Source organism: Bacillus paralicheniformis, from assembly GCF_002993925.1.
GTDB lineage: Bacteria > Bacillota > Bacilli > Bacillales > Bacillaceae > Bacillus > Bacillus paralicheniformis.
The window spans coordinates 4,155,415-4,170,343 of the sequence record NZ_CP023665.1; the positions used below are offsets into that span (position 1 = coordinate 4,155,415).

At 45.2% G+C, this 14,929-nt stretch carries 15 protein-coding genes; 9 read left to right on the forward strand and 6 right to left on the reverse strand.

All coding sequences use genetic code 11. From position 1 onward, the window contains the following. Nucleotides 1-9: 9 nt before the first annotated feature. From nhaC to CP943_RS21240, 3 genes are all read right to left on the reverse strand, one after another. Complete coding sequence (gene nhaC, locus CP943_RS21230) at nt 10-1,407, reverse strand: Na+/H+ antiporter NhaC (RefSeq protein ID WP_020453440.1); 1,398 nt, start codon at nt 1,405-1,407, stop codon at nt 10-12. Nucleotides 1,408-1,649: 242 nt separating this feature from the next. Then, nucleotides 1,650-3,077: an aspartate ammonia-lyase gene (aspA, locus tag CP943_RS21235; RefSeq protein WP_020453441.1), complete on the reverse strand. Its 1,428-nt coding sequence runs from the start codon at nt 3,075-3,077 to the stop codon at nt 1,650-1,652. A 22-nt stretch (nt 3,078-3,099) separates the two neighbouring features. Beyond that, entirely contained in the window at nt 3,100-4,089 is a 990-nt protein-coding gene (locus CP943_RS21240) for an asparaginase (RefSeq protein ID WP_020453442.1), read from the reverse strand. A gap of 218 nt (nt 4,090-4,307) precedes the next feature. On the opposite strand from CP943_RS21240, the gene CP943_RS21245 reads away from it, so the two are divergent. Then, nucleotides 4,308-4,655, forward strand: coding sequence for a helix-turn-helix domain-containing protein (locus CP943_RS21245; protein WP_020453443.1), 348 nt, complete (start codon nt 4,308-4,310; stop codon nt 4,653-4,655). An 86-nt stretch (nt 4,656-4,741) separates the two neighbouring features. Here the strand turns inward: CP943_RS21245 and CP943_RS21250 are convergent, their stop codons facing one another. Continuing rightward, on the reverse strand, nt 4,742-5,788 hold the full coding sequence (locus CP943_RS21250; RefSeq protein WP_020453444.1) for a lactonase family protein: 1,047 nt from the start codon (nt 5,786-5,788) through the stop codon (nt 4,742-4,744). 205 nt (nt 5,789-5,993) lie between these two features. Here CP943_RS21250 and CP943_RS21255 point away from each other — a divergent pair, with 205 nt between their 5' ends. From CP943_RS21255 to CP943_RS21285, 7 genes are all read left to right on the forward strand, one after another. Further along, nucleotides 5,994-6,683 (forward strand): response regulator transcription factor, encoded by a 690-nt coding sequence (locus tag CP943_RS21255; RefSeq protein ID WP_020453445.1) that lies wholly within the window; start codon nt 5,994-5,996, stop codon nt 6,681-6,683. After that, nucleotides 6,680-7,660: a sensor histidine kinase gene (locus CP943_RS21260; RefSeq protein ID WP_023856939.1), complete on the forward strand. Its 981-nt coding sequence runs from the start codon at nt 6,680-6,682 to the stop codon at nt 7,658-7,660. Before CP943_RS21255 ends, CP943_RS21260 begins: the two co-directional genes overlap by 4 nt. Before the next feature lie 406 nt (nt 7,661-8,066). Further along, nucleotides 8,067-8,840, forward strand: coding sequence for an ABC transporter ATP-binding protein (locus tag CP943_RS21265; RefSeq protein WP_020453447.1), 774 nt, complete (start codon nt 8,067-8,069; stop codon nt 8,838-8,840). After that, nucleotides 8,815-10,683: an FtsX-like permease family protein gene (locus tag CP943_RS21270; RefSeq protein ID WP_105981303.1), complete on the forward strand. Its 1,869-nt coding sequence runs from the start codon at nt 8,815-8,817 to the stop codon at nt 10,681-10,683. Before CP943_RS21265 ends, CP943_RS21270 begins: the two co-directional genes overlap by 26 nt. A 6-nt stretch (nt 10,684-10,689) precedes the next feature. Further along, nucleotides 10,690-11,043, forward strand: coding sequence for a YxeA family protein (locus CP943_RS21275; protein ID WP_103749435.1), 354 nt, complete (start codon nt 10,690-10,692; stop codon nt 11,041-11,043). A gap of 111 nt (nt 11,044-11,154) precedes the next feature. After that, complete coding sequence (locus CP943_RS21280) at nt 11,155-11,349, forward strand: hypothetical protein (RefSeq protein ID WP_020453450.1); 195 nt, start codon at nt 11,155-11,157, stop codon at nt 11,347-11,349. Nucleotides 11,350-11,660: 311 nt separating this feature from the next. Further along, nucleotides 11,661-11,912, forward strand: coding sequence for a hypothetical protein (locus CP943_RS21285; protein WP_020453451.1), 252 nt, complete (start codon nt 11,661-11,663; stop codon nt 11,910-11,912). A gap of 32 nt (nt 11,913-11,944) precedes the next feature. On the opposite strand, the gene CP943_RS21290 is transcribed toward CP943_RS21285, so the two are convergent. Further along, nucleotides 11,945-12,751, reverse strand: coding sequence for a polysaccharide deacetylase family protein (locus CP943_RS21290; protein WP_199792134.1), 807 nt, complete (start codon nt 12,749-12,751; stop codon nt 11,945-11,947). A gap of 94 nt (nt 12,752-12,845) precedes the next feature. After that, nucleotides 12,846-14,273, reverse strand: a complete 1,428-nt coding sequence (gene pdxR / locus CP943_RS21295; RefSeq protein WP_316242714.1) for a MocR-like pyridoxine biosynthesis transcription factor PdxR — start codon at nt 14,271-14,273, stop codon at nt 12,846-12,848. Nucleotides 14,274-14,364: 91 nt separating this feature from the next. Between pdxR and CP943_RS21300 the strand changes: the two genes are divergently transcribed. Next, nucleotides 14,365-14,913: a pyridoxamine 5'-phosphate oxidase family protein gene (locus CP943_RS21300; RefSeq protein WP_025810577.1), complete on the forward strand. Its 549-nt coding sequence runs from the start codon at nt 14,365-14,367 to the stop codon at nt 14,911-14,913. Nucleotides 14,914-14,929: the final 16 nt, after the last annotated feature.

The following is a 14,929-nucleotide window of genomic DNA, read 5'->3' on the forward strand; positions in this document are numbered from 1 at the left end:
TAAAATCGGCTACTGAACCGGCGAGTCTTTTTTATCGGTGTACCAAATAAATTTACCTGTGTATCCGTACAAAATCGCAAGGCCGATTGAAACAAAGCTCAGCCACATGAACGGCAGATAAGAGAAGGTTGACACGCCGAGAATCCCCGCCATATATATACCGTTGTCTGACCACGGCACCATGCCTGACGTCATCGTACCGCCGACTTCCGCGTTTCTGGAGAGCACCCTCCGGTCAATTCCGAGCTTGTCATAGCTTTTCTCCATAATTTTCGGTGTTAAAATGAGCGAGACGTACATCGCGCAGCCGAACACATTCGCCAGGAAAGCGACGATAATCGTCGAGAATGTGACGTTGCCGGCAGAAGTCAGCTTTTGCTGGAATTTGGACACGATCACTTTTAGAACGCCTAAGTGCTCCAAAAGGCCGCCAAAGCCCAGACCGAGAATGATAACGACGACCGAACCGAGCATGCCTTGAATTCCTCCGCGGTTTAAGAGCTCGTCCATAAATTTGATCCCGGTGTCGATGGAAAAGCCGTTGTATGCCGTACCAAGTGCATCCGCAAAATTCATGCCTTGGAAGACCGCAGCCCAGATCGCCCCCAAAAGTGCGCCGATCGCGATCGTCGGCACAGACGGCTTTCTCATGGCCAAAAGAACGATAACGATAACAGCCGGAACAAGCATCCAAATATGAATATCAAACGTGTTTTGCAAAGAAGTTTTCAAAAATTCGACTTTCTGCAAATCGACATTTTTACTACCGTAAATAAATCCGGTAATGGTGAACAACACCGCCGTGATCAAATAGGCGGGAACCGACAAATACAACATCGCTCTGACATGGGTAATCACTTCGACCTTTGAAAGGGATGACGCAAGCACTGTACTATCGGAAAGCGGTGATAATTTATCTCCGAAATAGGCGCCGGACAGCACGGCTCCGGCTACAAGCGGAAGCGGTAGCCCCAGCCCTTCACCGATTGCCATCATGGCGATCCCGGCCGTTCCTACAGTACCCCAAGACGTACCTGTGGCCACAGAGGTGATCGAACAAATAATGAGCGTGGCAAGCAGGAATATGCTCGGATGGATAAACTCAAGCCCGTAATAAATCAAAGTCGGCACAACACCGCCGGCTATCCATGTACCGATCAGAGCGCCGACGGCAATCAGGATCAATATCGCTTCGAGTCCGTTTGAAATTCCGTTTGTAATCGATTTTTGCAAATCTTCATACCGGTGCCCCAGGCGCAGACCGAGCAAAATCACTAAAAACCATGAAATAAACAATGCCAGCTGAATCGGCAGATCAAATTTGACTGTAAATGAACAAACTATCGCTAAAAATGCACCTAATACACAAATGATTTCCAACATTGATGGCAACCGTGCTGTTTTCAACCTAAATCCCCCTTATTATTGAAACGCTTTCAAAATAAGCTACATAAAAATAGCAATCTGCTTCAATTTTTTCTTAAAAATTTAACTAACAACGAACAGTATACCACGAAAAAGGCTGACGCGGTACCACTTCACCGCTGTTGTCCTTTCTCTTCATAAAGTTATTGAAGGAAAGCGAAAACACTCTGTGTTTCTATCCCGGTAAAATGCTTCAGAGTGTTTTCGCGTACTGTTTTTTCAGCTTAATCCCGATTTAAAAGTTCAGCCCCGGCAATCCCCGGTTTTGTCATTTCATAAGGATTCAAAATCAGATCAAGCTCTTCTTCTGTCAACACATCGTTTTGAAGACAGAGATCGCGGACGGATTGCCCTGTTAAAATCGCTTCTCTTGCAATTCTTGCAGCTGCTTCGTAGCCAAGATGCGGGTTGACCGCAGTAATGACGCCTGCGCTTTTTTCTACATATGCCTTTAAGCGTTTTTCATTCGCTTCGATTCCTGCTACACAGTGATCGGTAAACGAACGGAATCCGTTGTTCATGATGCTGATGGACTGCAGGAGATTAAAGACGAGCACTGGCTCCATCACATTCAGTTCGAGCTGTCCGGCTTCAGAAGCGAGACAAATCGTATTGTCGTTTCCGATGACTTGGAATGCGATTTGGTTGATCAGCTCGGCCATAACCGGATTGACTTTCCCCGGCATGATGGATGAACCCGGCTGTCTTGCCGGAAGAGAAATCTCAGCAAGTCCTGCACGCGGACCTGATGCCATCAACCGAAGGTCGTTGGCGATTTTCGACATGTTCATCATGCATACTTTTAATGCAGCCGAAACTTCAGTGTACGCGTCCGTATTTTGCGTCGCATCCACCAGATGGTCAGCGCCGACTAGCGGAAGACCGCTGATCTCAGCCAAGTGCTTGACAACATTTTCAATATAGCGCGGATCCGCGTTCAATCCCGTTCCAACCGCGGTAGCGCCCATATTGACTTCATACAGATGCTGACGCGATTGTTTAATCCGTTTGATGTCGCGTTCAATCACGCGGCTGTAAGCTTCAAATTCCTGCCCAAGGCGGATCGGCACTGCGTCTTGAAGATGTGTGCGGCCCATTTTAATGACGTGGTCAAAGTCGCGCGCTTTTTTCTTAAACGCGTCAAGCATGTATTCCATTGTGTCCAGCAGCTTTTCCAGCTGCTTGAGCGTTGAAATGTGAATCGCCGTCGGGAATACGTCGTTTGTCGATTGAGACATGTTGACGTGCGTATTCGGACTCAGGTGAATATACTCGCCTTTGTTGTGGCCGAGCAGTTCAAGTGCACGGTTTCCGATGACTTCGTTCGCGTTCATATTCATTGAAGTTCCTGCGCCGCCTTGAATCGGATCAACGATGAATTGATCGTGCAGCTTTCCTTCAAGGATCTCATCAGCGGCTTGGACAATGGCATCTCCAAGGCCTTTATAAAGACGTTTTGTCTCCATGTTGGCAAGCGCGGCCGCTTTTTTCACCACTGCCAGCGCTTTGATCATTTCTTCGTGGATTTTATATCCTGTAATTGGAAAGTTCTCCGCTGCCCGCAATGTCTGAATACCGTAGTAGACATCGGCCGGAATCTTTTTTTCTCCGAGAAAATCCTTTTCCGTCCGGTATGTCATTTCAGTTTTCATTTTTTAACCCTGCTTTCTTTTTTTAGATGATGATATCGTCTGCAATTGGCGTTTCCATAATCTTTTTGACTTCAGCTTGTTGTCCGGTTTTTCCTAGTGCCCACATCAGCTTCGGAACGATCGCTTCGGTGTTCATATTCCTCGAGCGGATGATGGCATCTTGGTTTACCTTGCGGCCGACCTCGTAAATGCTCATATCCTCTCCTTCTTCAAGGCATTGTGTCGTAATAGCTACGACTACTCCGGAATCGATCAGCTCGTTCACTTTTTCTAAAATGTTTCTTTTCTCAAAAGGAATGCCGCCGCTTCCGTAGCTCTCAATCACAATACCTTTATATGAACCTTTCAGACAATCAAAAAACTCAGGCTTTAATCCGGGATGAAGCTTCACCAGACAAACATCGGTATTTAAGGAGGTATCGAGTTTCAAAGCGCCTGGCTTCACTTCGGGAACCCGTTTGTTATACTCGATCTCCTTGTCATGAATGAAAGCAACGTAAGGATAATTGATGCTTTCAAATGCATCGTAGCTTTTTGTTCTTAATTTGATCGCTCTCGTGCCTAAAATGACGCGGCCGTCAAAGACGACGTAAACTCCGCCGATACCGTCGCACGCGAAGCGGACCGCATCTTTAATATTTTTTTTCGCATCCGTTTTCTTAAATGTAATCGGAACTTGGGAACCTGTAATCGCAACAGGCTTATCAATATTCTGCAGCATGTATGAAAGCGCCGCCGAGGTGTAGGCCATCGTATCGGTTCCGTGCGTGATCACAAATCCGTCGTAGCTGCTGTAATTCTCATATACAGCCTCAGCCATCATCACCCAATGTTCAGGCTGCATGTTGGTGCTGTCTATATCCATTAAAGATTGGCAATCTATCGTATAATTAGAATGGTCATCAGATAAATAGTTGAGAAGCTCTTCCGCTTTAACCCCCGGAGCCAGTCCGTTTTCGCCTTCTACTGAAGCGATGGTCCCGCCGGTGGTCAACAGCAGTAACTTTTTCATGTGCTACACCTCTTTAAGAAGTAGTTGTTTTATACAGTATAAAGCATGTTTTGTTTTTACGAAGAAGGCTTGATACATCAGGAATGTATACGCTTTATGCGTACCTTCAATGCAATTATAGTCCTCAAATGTGAAATAATCAAGAAACTTTATTCATTTCGCGTACACTTTTGCTGATAATGTGCTATAATCACTGTGTATTAAAAGGAGCGTAAGATATGAATTTAGATCGATTAACAACACTGAGAAAAAATAAAAAATGGTCATTGCAATATACTGCCGACCGCCTCGGTATTGCGAAAAGCACTTACGCGGGCTATGAATCGGGCTACCGCCGCCCTTCTTTAGAGGCGCTTATCGAAATCGCTGATTTATTCAATACTTCCACTGATTTTTTGCTTGGCAGAGTTGACGATCCCCGGGATGAAAAGGCTAAAAACGAAGCCATTGAACTGACGGAATGGGATAAGCTCAAGCTGGCAGTCGACGGGACGCTTCTTTCCGAAGAAGAAATCAAGCAGATGGTTGCGTTTATCAAGGTCAAAAAAGAGCTGGATGCGGGGTAAAATGACAGCGGTTAACCGCATGCTGCAAGTGTTATAAAAAGAAAAAAACTTGACTGGCCTTTTTAGCCAGTCAAGTTTTTTTGCTTTTATTGATGTAAAAATTTCACACAAACCGCTTCAGGAGCAGGAACTCCGGACTGCAAATGCGTCAGCCGGCCCGTTGTCCGGTCTCTTTCAAACAATGTCAATGTCCCTGTTTCCTGGTTGGAAGCGATTAAAAATTGTTCTGAAGGATCAATCTCAAAGTCGCGCGGCCATTCCCCTTCAGTTGATACGTGTTCAACCAGGGAAAGTTCGCCCGAATACTCGTTGATGCTGAAGACGGCGATGCTGTCGTGTCCGCGGTTTGAAGCGTATACAAATTTGCCGTCTTTAGTGACATGGATGGCGCCGCCCTGGCTTGCACCGTCAAACCCTTCCGGCAATGCCGAAATGACTTGAATCTCCCTGAATTCACCCAAATCAGGATTGTATTCCAACACGATGACTTCATTGCTCAGCTCCGTTAATACATACGCATACTTTTCCTGCGGATGGAACTCAATATGCCTCGGCCCTGACCCCGGTGCAGTTGCGTGTTTTTTCACCGCTTCAAGCCGGTCCTCTTTCAATTGATACGTAATGATATGATCCGTACCGAGATCGACGGCTACTGCATACTTCTCATCAGGTGTGAATCCGGAATAATGAGTATGCGCTTTTTCCTGCCTCTCATGCGGTCCTGTTCCCTCATGCTGCACTTTTGCTGAAGGCTCAAGCAAGCCGCGGCTTTCATTTAAAGGGTATGCCATGATCGTCCCGTTGTGGTAATTGGCGGACAGAACATAGCGGTTATTCTGATCGACGCTGACGTGGCAAGGCGATGGTCCTTCCCCGGCCTGCTGGTTGACGAAAGTCAGCTCTCCTGTGGAGCCGTCAACACGGTATGCGGCAACCCCGCCATTATCGCCGTCTTTGACCACTGCATAGAGCATTTCATTGTCTTTGGCGATATTCAAATATGTCGGACTGCCCAGCTTTGCTGCCGGCTTTGGCGTGCTTAACGCCTTTTTTTCCGTATCAAGCTCAAATGTATAAATCCCTTCGCTGTCTGCTTTTGTATATGTTCCGATATAGCCTCTGTATTTTGCCATTTGATCCTCTCCTTTTTTGACAGTCGTCCATTCCTATTTTAACTCACAGAAACTGAATTATCATGATCTGGTATGCAAAAACCTTAAGCGCTCACATGAAAAAAAATTTTTTATGATATTCTTAACTTAAGAGACCTTCACTGCCGCTTTTATAATGGAATCGCTCATTTTCGGCAGCGGAGACTTGTTCATAGGAGTGTTCAAAATGACGAAAATCATGATTGTCGAGGACAGCGAAGACATTCGGAAGCTTTTATGCGATCATTTAGAAAAATACGGATACGAAACTGTTGCAGCTACTGATTTCACCTCTATCCTTGAAATGTTTCTCCAAGAGAAGCCCGATCTGATATTGCTTGACATCAATCTGCCGGCATACGACGGGTACTACTGGTGCCGGCAAATCCGCCAGCATTCGACTTGTCCGATCATTTTCATTTCAGCGAGAAGCGGAGAAATGGATCAGGTCATGGCGATTGAAAACGGCGGCGATGATTATATAGAAAAGCCTTTTTCCTATGAAGTGGTGCTCGCTAAAATTAAAGGCCAAATTCGCAGGGCATTTGGAGAATACGCCGTTAAGCAAGGAGAAAAAGTGATTGAATTTGAAGGCGTTCAGCTGTTTGTCGAACGATTTGAGCTGCGCTGCCGGGATGAGAAGCTCGAGCTTTCAAAAAAGGAAAGCAAACTCTTGGAAGTGCTGCTTGAAAGAGGAGAAAAAGTGACAAGCAGAGACCGGTTGATGGAGAAGACATGGGAAACCGATACATTTATAGATGAAAACACGTTAAATGTCTATATTACAAGGATTCGCAAAAAATTGCGAAGCATGGACGTGCCCTTCTCAGTTGAATCAGTGCGGGGCGAAGGGTATCAGCTGAGGGCGAAATCATGAAGCTGTTCCTAAAAAACCATGCCGTTCTCATTCTTCTGTTTCTTTTTCAGGGCGGATTCGTGTTTTTTTACTATTGGTTTGCCGGCATGCAGACTTTCACCCACCTTTTTTACATTCTCGGCGTTCAGCTTCTGGCGCTGGCGCTTTATCTTTCGTACAAATGGTATGAAGAACACAGAGTCTACCAGTGGCTCGGCTCAGAACAAAAAGATACAGAAATTCCTTTTTTGGGGACGGCTGAATTTTGCTCAGAGCTCTATGAAAAACATATGGAGCTGAGCCGGCTCCACCACCGCAAAATACATGAGATGGAGTCCAAGCTGGAAGACAGGGTAACCTACATGAATCAATGGGTGCATCAGGTGAAAACACCGCTTTCCGTCATCAATCTGATCATCCAGGAAGAGGACGAACCCGTTTTTAAACAAATCAAAAAAGAAGTCCAGCAGATTGAATACGGACTGGAAACACTCCTCTATTCATCAAGGCTTGACCTGTTTGAAAAGGATTTTAAAATTGAAGCCGTGTCACTTGGCGAGCTGCTTCATTCTCAGATTCAGCGCTATAAACGCTATTTTATACAGCATCGGGTCTATCCAAATAAACAGGTTCCCGCTGAAGACGCCGTTATTTACTCCGATCGCAAATGGCTCAAGTTTGCCGTTGGCCAGGTTATCACCAACGCTGTGAAGTATTCGTCAGGAAAAAGCGAACGCATCGATATGACGCTATTCCGTAATGGCGAACGCATCATCCTGGAAATCAAAGATTACGGAGTCGGAATTCCTTCACAAGATTTGAAAAGGGTATTTGAGCCTTATTACACCGGGGAAAACGGACGACGCTTTCAGGAATCAACGGGCATCGGCCTCTACCTTGTAAAAGAGATTGCGGAAAAGCTCAATCATGATGTGAGCATCGCTTCAGAAGAAGGGAAAGGAACGACTGTGCAATTTTCGTTCCTTACAAAAATGTAAGTCTTCTTTAATAAAACCGCATAGCTCATCCATATCCTCCTTGATATGATTTGTTTACACAAACAAACGTGGCAAGGAGGATTTTTTATTTGCAATCCAAGTTTATGAAAAGAATCGACACAATCGATGATACGCTTTATGCGGAATCATTTTTATGATCGACTTCAGGGCAGGCGGACCCTCAGCCATCTGATCGCCCAAATAAACGTCACTTGTTCAGCGCTTCTACATGATCTTTTCCTTTTTGTTCGTCATTATCGACGCGCTGAACAAAAAACGAGGCCCGCCATACTTTGCTTCTGCACACCGGCCATTCAGCATTCCGAATGGGCACTGGAGTGGATGTGAAGAATCGCAACATATTGGAAGCGGGCACCCCTAAAAAGCACCGCAAAAGGAGGATATCATGACAGACATGCTGATCGTTAAAAACATCAATAAAACATATAAAGGACAAGTCTCTCATCAGGCTTTAAAAGATATTTCATTCAATGTCGAGGGCAGTGAGTTCACGGCGATCATGGGGCCGTCCGGCTCCGGAAAAACGACGCTTCTCAATATCATTTCGACGATTGACCGCCCCGATTCCGGCGACATTTTGATTCGCGGAGAAAATCCGCATCATCTGAAGAGGGCCAAGCTTGCCCACTTTCGCCGCAGACAGCTCGGATTCGTATTCCAGGATTTTAATTTGCTGGATACGCTGACGATCGGTGAAAATATCATGCTGCCCTTAACGCTTGAAAATAAACCGCTTTCCGTCATGGAAGATAAACTTCAGGCGATTGCTGAAAAACTCGGCATCGAACAACTTCTGAATAAACGGACGTTTGAAGTATCCGGCGGACAAAAGCAGCGGGCGGCCATCGCAAGAGCCGTCATTCATCAGCCCGCTCTCATCCTCGCCGACGAACCGACAGGAAACCTCGATTCGAAGGCGTCAAAAGACGTAATGGAAACGATGCAGCATCTTAATGAAAACGACAATGCCACGATATTGATGGTCACGCATGACCCTGTTGCCGCAAGTTATTGCCGGCGCGTCATTTTTATTAAAGACGGAACATTATTCAACGAAATCCACCGCGGCGCCAACCGCCAAATATTTTATGAAGAGATACTGAATGTGCTGTCCATGCTGGGAGGAAACGCCAATGACCTTTCTTCAGTTCGCTTATAAAAACGTCGTCCGGAATAAAAGAGCCTACCTTGCCTTCTTTTTAAGCAGCGCGTTTTCAGTGATGGTTTTTTTCACATTTGCGATGCTTTTGTTCCACCCCGCTTTAGAGAAAGGCTACTTAAACACCATTGCAAAGCGGGGATTATCGGTGGCTGAATGGATGATTTTCGCCTTTTCCATTCTGTTTGTGCTTTATTCCGTCAACGCCTTTCTCAAGTCGAGAAGCAGGGAATTCGGGATCCTCACCATCCAGGGAATCGCTCCGGGTCAATTGAGGAAGCTGATTACCGCAGAAAACATCATCATCGGCGTGCTCTCGATCGTTACAGGGATCATCGGCGGTCTGGTTTTTGCAAAAACATTTTTTACGATCGGCGCTTATATTTTGGAAATGGACGCTTTGCCATTGTATCTGCCTTGGAAAGCGCTGGCTCTCACAGCCGCCTGCTTTCTCATGCTGTTTATTTTGCTGTCGCAATTTACGGTTTTGTTTATTAAATCAAAAACCGTTACCAAGCTGATCAAAGGCACAGGGAAAATAAAACCTGAGCCAAAACCGTCTGTTATCTTTTCGGTCATCGGCATCGGCTGCCTCGGCTCAGGCTACTGGCTCGTATTGTTCGCCGACATCCATTTTCCCCAAGCCGTCACGATCTTAATTCTGACGATCATCGGGACTTATTTCTTCTTTCGCCAAAGCAGCATTTGGCTGCTGCGGCTCTTAAAAAAACGGAAGTCATTTTATTTGCGCGGAAAAAACGTGCTTTGGGTATCCGATCTTGTCTATCGGCTGAACGATAATGCCCGTCTGTTCTTTCTCGTTTGCATCATTTCAGCCGTCGCCTTTACCGCCACTGGCACATTGGTGATTTCCAAGACTTCCATCGGAAAATTGGATTCTCAATATGAGATAGAGTACTTATTATACAGCGGGAACCAAAAGGAACAGACACACGTTAAGCTGATGGAACAAAAGTTGAAGGACGGACATTTTTCATATGAAAAGGAAGTGACAAAAGGAATTTATATGAGCTATAGCCAGGGACCCTGGGTGCTCCTGACCTCTGAAGGCGAATTCCAAAAGCACTTTAAGTCAGATTCCGGCGAACTGAAAGACGGCGAGGCGATGTATTATCCGAACGCCATCGAGGCGAAAGAAAAGCCGGAAATTCCCAAGACCTTGAACATGTTAAACAAAGATTCGAAGCCGGCAAATGAACATCTAAAAGTGAAAGGTATTAAAAAACCGCTCATTTTGTTAAACAGCGTCGTTGTCGTAAACGGCAAAACCTTCGAAAAGCTGAAAAAACAAGGCGAATTCGTCACATTGTATGGCTATAAGTACAACCGCTGGAAAGAGAGCCTTGATATGATCCAATCACTGGAAAAAGATCTTAGAGAAAAAGCTCCCAATATCCGATTTCAATTTGACGCAAAGGCCAGTACTTATTTTGAAACTGTTCAGCTTCCAAGCCTGAGTCTGTTTATCGGCCTTTTTATTGCGGTTCTCTTTTTTACGGCATCCGGAAGTTTTCTCTACTTCCGCCTGTTTACCGATCTTGAAGAAGATCAGCAGTGCTACCGGTCGCTTGCAAAAATCGGCCTGAGCGAAAAGGAAATGTCGCAGAGCGTGACGATTCAATTGGCCATCCTGTTCTTCTTTCCGTTCGCTCTTGCAGCAGTTCATACGTATTTTGCGATGAAGACGCTCGAGGCGCAGAGTCTTGGTCATTTTGCAGCTCCGGTGTTGATGACGATAGGCGGATTTCTGACCTTCCAACTATTATTCTTTATGATCATTCGAAAAAGCTATTTGAAAAAATTAAAAGGATTTTTAAGGTGATAAAATATGAAAAAAACAATTTCTCTGATTACAGCCGGTTTGGCTGTTGTATGCATCGGTGCATTTCTATTAATTCATCATGAGGTGACAGACAGGTTCAATCCACTTGTGAAGAAAGAAAGCGTGTATGTCCAAATCAACAAAGACGGAAAGCACTTGAGTCCGGGCCGCTATGAGTACACGCTGGAAGGATATAATGACACTGGGAAGGAAAAAGAAATTACATTCTCCTCCAGCGGCTCCCTTCGAAAAAACGCCTACCTAAAGGTACACGCGAAGGGAAAATACGTTGAGACATGGGAAGAAGTACAGCCCGGCGATATGCCGAGTGCAGTTCGGACCAAAGTGATCAGGCAGTAAAAAAACGGCGTCTAGCCGTTTTTTGTGTTACTATAATTTTACAGATTTCCGAAACTTTTTGGCCCGTTGTTCGTAGTAAAACAGAAGTCATATTGGTTAGGAGGTTTTCATATGATTGTTGGAATGATCGGTTTTATCCTGGTGGGATTCTTCCTCTACGCCGCCATGGCGCCGTCCGACGGAAACAACAGCGGCAGCAGCTCTTCAACTTTCTTTGTCGGGGGTCCTGATTCATCCGGCGACAGCGGAAGTGATTTCGGTGGCGGCGGAGATTGTGGCGGCGGCGGTGATGGCGGCGGCTGTTAAGACCCGCGGGCTGCCTTTCCCTATCTTCTGCTCGGACCCTTAGGCTGTATGCAGTTCTTGCTGCAGTCAGCCGGGTATGTTCCAGCCATCTCACTTCATCATTCATTCACCATCTAACTCCAAATACGCCATCATCAATCCAGTTGTTTAACCAGACTTCCGATTGGGAATGATGTAAAGACAGCAGATTCCCGCTCTTCAAACGATTTAAAAGTCACAATTAATCGATTCTGTTACAAAATATATAAAACTTTGCACCTACTTGTTCGATATTAAAAGAAGACATTCACAATAAGGAGGGTTTTTTCCAGATGATTTTTTTACTGGTTTTATTGGCTCTGTTTATTTTGTATTCATTCTTTTTTGACAAGAGCAACAAAAGATCTTATACAAAAGCGGCACCGAAAAGCAGAATATTGATCCGCCAGGCAGCTGCGCCGACCGGATTTTTGAGGGTCATCGAAACCGCACCCGGGCAGCCGGTAAACCGCCGAACCTCTGAAGGTATGCGTCCAAATCTGCGGCTTGTCATGAGCCCGACGGACCAAAATGAAAAAAAATAAAGAAAGCGGCATCATGATAAATGCCGTCTTTCCTATTGTATGCTGTGTTCCACCATTCTTCCAAAGGCGTCCGGCGACATTCCCGGCGAGATGCGGACCCTGTGCAGCGCATACATCCCCTGATCCCTAGCAGCCGCCCCCGGCTCTGTCGTCACCGCCATTTGATACCCCGCCTTCTCAGCCTGTTTGAGCGTTTCGGCATTATAGCGTCCAACTGGATAACTCAGCATGGTTGTGTTCTGCTGAAGCATGCCGTCAAACAATGTTTTGGAACGAGTCATTTCACTCAGCCGCTGCTCTGGAGCAAGTCCGTTCAATTCGACATGATTGATCGTATGGCTTTCGATGGCAATACCGTGTTCGGCCATTTCTTTCATTTGGCTTTCGGTTAAATGATTTTTTCTGCCGACCGATTTACCGATCATGAAAATTGTCGCCTTCATCTCATAATCTTTCAAAATCGGGTACGCTTTTTCAAAGTTATCTGTATAACCATCATCAAACGTAATCAGCACGCATTTTTCACTCGGCATTTTGTCTTGCGTTAAGACAATATAGGCTTCTTCAGGTGTCAGTGTGTAATAGCCGTTATCCTTCAGCCATTTCATATGTCCGCGGAACTCCGCCTCCGGTACGCGCAGGCTGTTTCCTGTGGAAATGCTGTGATACATGAGAATCGGAATGCGGGCGGGGCCTTTCACTTTGATCCACTTGGAGGATGGATCATGCTCCGCCTGCTGTTTTGATTGTTTTGCCGCTTTTTGAGCCGTATTTGGTTCTGTTTTTTCCTCTCCTTTTGCTTCATGACTGGAACACCCGTACAGCATTCCCATCAACATAAGCAGCAAAATGAGCAGTTTCGTTTTTTTCACAAGTATTCCCGCTTTCTATCTATTGAATCCTTTTTAATATCGGTTTCGGAACGAGCATTTTTCACCGTTCCTGCTTTGATGATGAAAGCCAAGCTTTACGCAGTATGCTGATCCCTTCTTCAATTTCCGCTTCAGAAAGCCCCCCAAATCCCGCCATGACGATGGAAGAGCTGCTTTTATGTGGCTCAAGCCAGAAATCTGATACCGGATAAACTTTCACACCGAGTTTTTCCGCTTTATGTATGAAGTCTTGTGCATGTCGGTCTGTCTTCATCAAAATATGGAGCCCCGCTTTTTCGCCGATGATTTCCATGTCATTTCCGAAATGCGTTTTAATGGCCGATATTAATGTTTTGTGCTTTTCTTGATATACTTTTTTCATTTTACGGATGTGTCTTTCGAAAAAACCTTCTTTCATAAATAAAAACATCGCTTTTTGAATGATGGGTGAAGCGGACTGGCTGTAGCGGCCAAGCGTTTCTTGAAATTCATCCGCCAGCTTTGAAGGCAGAACGATATAACTCAATCTCGCTGCCGGAAGAAATGACTTTGAAAAAGTCCCTAAATAAATGACTTTTTCTTTTTTATCAAGCGCTTTTAAAGATGGAATAGGCCTGCCCTGATAGCGGAATTCACTGTCATAGTCGTCTTCGATAATGTAGGCATTCTCACGGCTTGCCCATTCAAGCAATTTCAGCCTCTTCTGTACCGGCAGGACCATTCCATACGGAAACTGATGAGATGGCGTAATATAAACGAGTTTGGCTCGGCTTGCAGCAAGCTGAAACAAATTGATCCCGTCTGTCTCGAGACCAATCGGCTGAAGTTCACATCCATGGTTGAGGAAAACGGAACGCACACCATCATATCCCGGATTTTCCGCCGCAACCAATCGGCCGTGCATTGAGAGCAGCTGGCAAAGAAGTCCGACTGCATACTGCGTACCGGAACAGATCACAATTTGCTCCGGTACACAGCGCACACCCCTTGCCTGAAATAAATACTTCGCCAATTCCGTGCGAAGGCCGAAATCGCCTTTATGATCGCCATACAAAAATAAGTCATGATCTCCACTGTCCATTGCATTCTGCAGACAACGTCTCCATGTTTTGAATGGAAAATGGCTTAAATCGATATCACCATATTTAAAATCATATGTTGCCGCTGAAGCTTGTCCTGTGTCTTTTTGTTCCCGATTGGTATGAATCTTCAATTGACTAGGCGGCATCAGTGTTTTCTCCAAGGGAAGCACTTTGATGCCGATCCTTGGCCTGCTTTCTGTATAGCCTTCTGCAGTGAGCTGCTGATAGGCGCTTTCAACTGTATTTTTGCTTAGATGCAAATGTTCGCATAAATAGCGGATCGGCGGCAAAAGAGCTCCCGCTGGGATGCCGCCGGCCTCTATTTCTTTTTTGATATATTCGTAAAGCTGTATATACAGAGGTGTTTTAAGCTGTTTATTGAGTAAAGGCGTTAACTCTATCATCATCTGACCTCATCAAGTTTTCTATTATTGTCTCTTTTTAAAGGGACAATAACAACTTAAAATCAGTTTAATAATAAAAAGGAGCGTGAATGTGATGGCTCATTCCATTCGGCAAAAACAGCTTGTCTGCACAGATGAAAAAAAGATTGATCAATTTTTAACAGAAGCGCAAACCGGTTATCTCGGCATGTCCACAGATGAATATCCATATGTCATCCCTTTGAATTTCGTCTGGAAAAACGGTTACATTTACTTTCACGGTGCATCAGAGGGACGGAAAATGGACATGCTGCAAGAAAATCCTAACGTATGTTTCACAGTCAGCGAACAATATGGAACAATGGTTCATCCCATTCCCGCTAAAACCGATACCGCTTATATGAGTGTCATTCTTTTCGGCACAGCGTCAATCATCACAGACTTAGATGAAGCAACATCCGCGATGCAGGCTCTTCTCGACAAATACGTACCAGGATACTACAGTACTCCGCTTCACAAAACACATGTTGAAAAGTACAGATCGAGTTTAGGCAGCAAAACCGTTGTCCTTAAAATTCATCCCATAAAGATAACAGCTAAAGAAAACATGCTGAATCAAAGTATGAAATTCGAAAACGGGCGGACCGTACAGGAAGACCGTTGATAAAAAAAGACCCGCA

Coding starts and splice junctions, on each gene's coding strand:
- CP943_RS21245 (WP_020453443.1), top strand. CDS start 4,308: ATGAATTTAGATCGATTAACAACACTGAGAAAAAATAAAAAATGGTCA.
- CP943_RS21280 (WP_020453450.1), top strand. CDS start 11,155: ATGATTGTTGGAATGATCGGTTTTATCCTGGTGGGATTCTTCCTCTAC.
- CP943_RS21250 (WP_020453444.1), bottom strand. CDS start 5,788: ATGGCAAAATACAGAGGCTATATCGGAACATATACAAAAGCAGACAGC.
- CP943_RS21290 (WP_199792134.1), bottom strand. CDS start 12,751: ATGTTGATGGGAATGCTGTACGGGTGTTCCAGTCATGAAGCAAAAGGA.
- aspA (WP_020453441.1), bottom strand. CDS start 3,077: ATGAAAACTGAAATGACATACCGGACGGAAAAGGATTTTCTCGGAGAA.
- CP943_RS21265 (WP_020453447.1), top strand. CDS start 8,067: ATGACAGACATGCTGATCGTTAAAAACATCAATAAAACATATAAAGGA.
- CP943_RS21255 (WP_020453445.1), top strand. CDS start 5,994: ATGACGAAAATCATGATTGTCGAGGACAGCGAAGACATTCGGAAGCTT.
- CP943_RS21285 (WP_020453451.1), top strand. CDS start 11,661: ATGATTTTTTTACTGGTTTTATTGGCTCTGTTTATTTTGTATTCATTC.
- CP943_RS21270 (WP_105981303.1), top strand. CDS start 8,815: ATGACCTTTCTTCAGTTCGCTTATAAAAACGTCGTCCGGAATAAAAGA.
- CP943_RS21275 (WP_103749435.1), top strand. CDS start 10,690: ATGAAAAAAACAATTTCTCTGATTACAGCCGGTTTGGCTGTTGTATGC.
- CP943_RS21300 (WP_025810577.1), top strand. CDS start 14,365: ATGGCTCATTCCATTCGGCAAAAACAGCTTGTCTGCACAGATGAAAAA.
- CP943_RS21260 (WP_023856939.1), top strand. CDS start 6,680: ATGAAGCTGTTCCTAAAAAACCATGCCGTTCTCATTCTTCTGTTTCTT.
- pdxR (WP_316242714.1), bottom strand. CDS start 14,273: ATGATGATAGAGTTAACGCCTTTACTCAATAAACAGCTTAAAACACCT.
- CP943_RS21240 (WP_020453442.1), bottom strand. CDS start 4,089: ATGAAAAAGTTACTGCTGTTGACCACCGGCGGGACCATCGCTTCAGTA.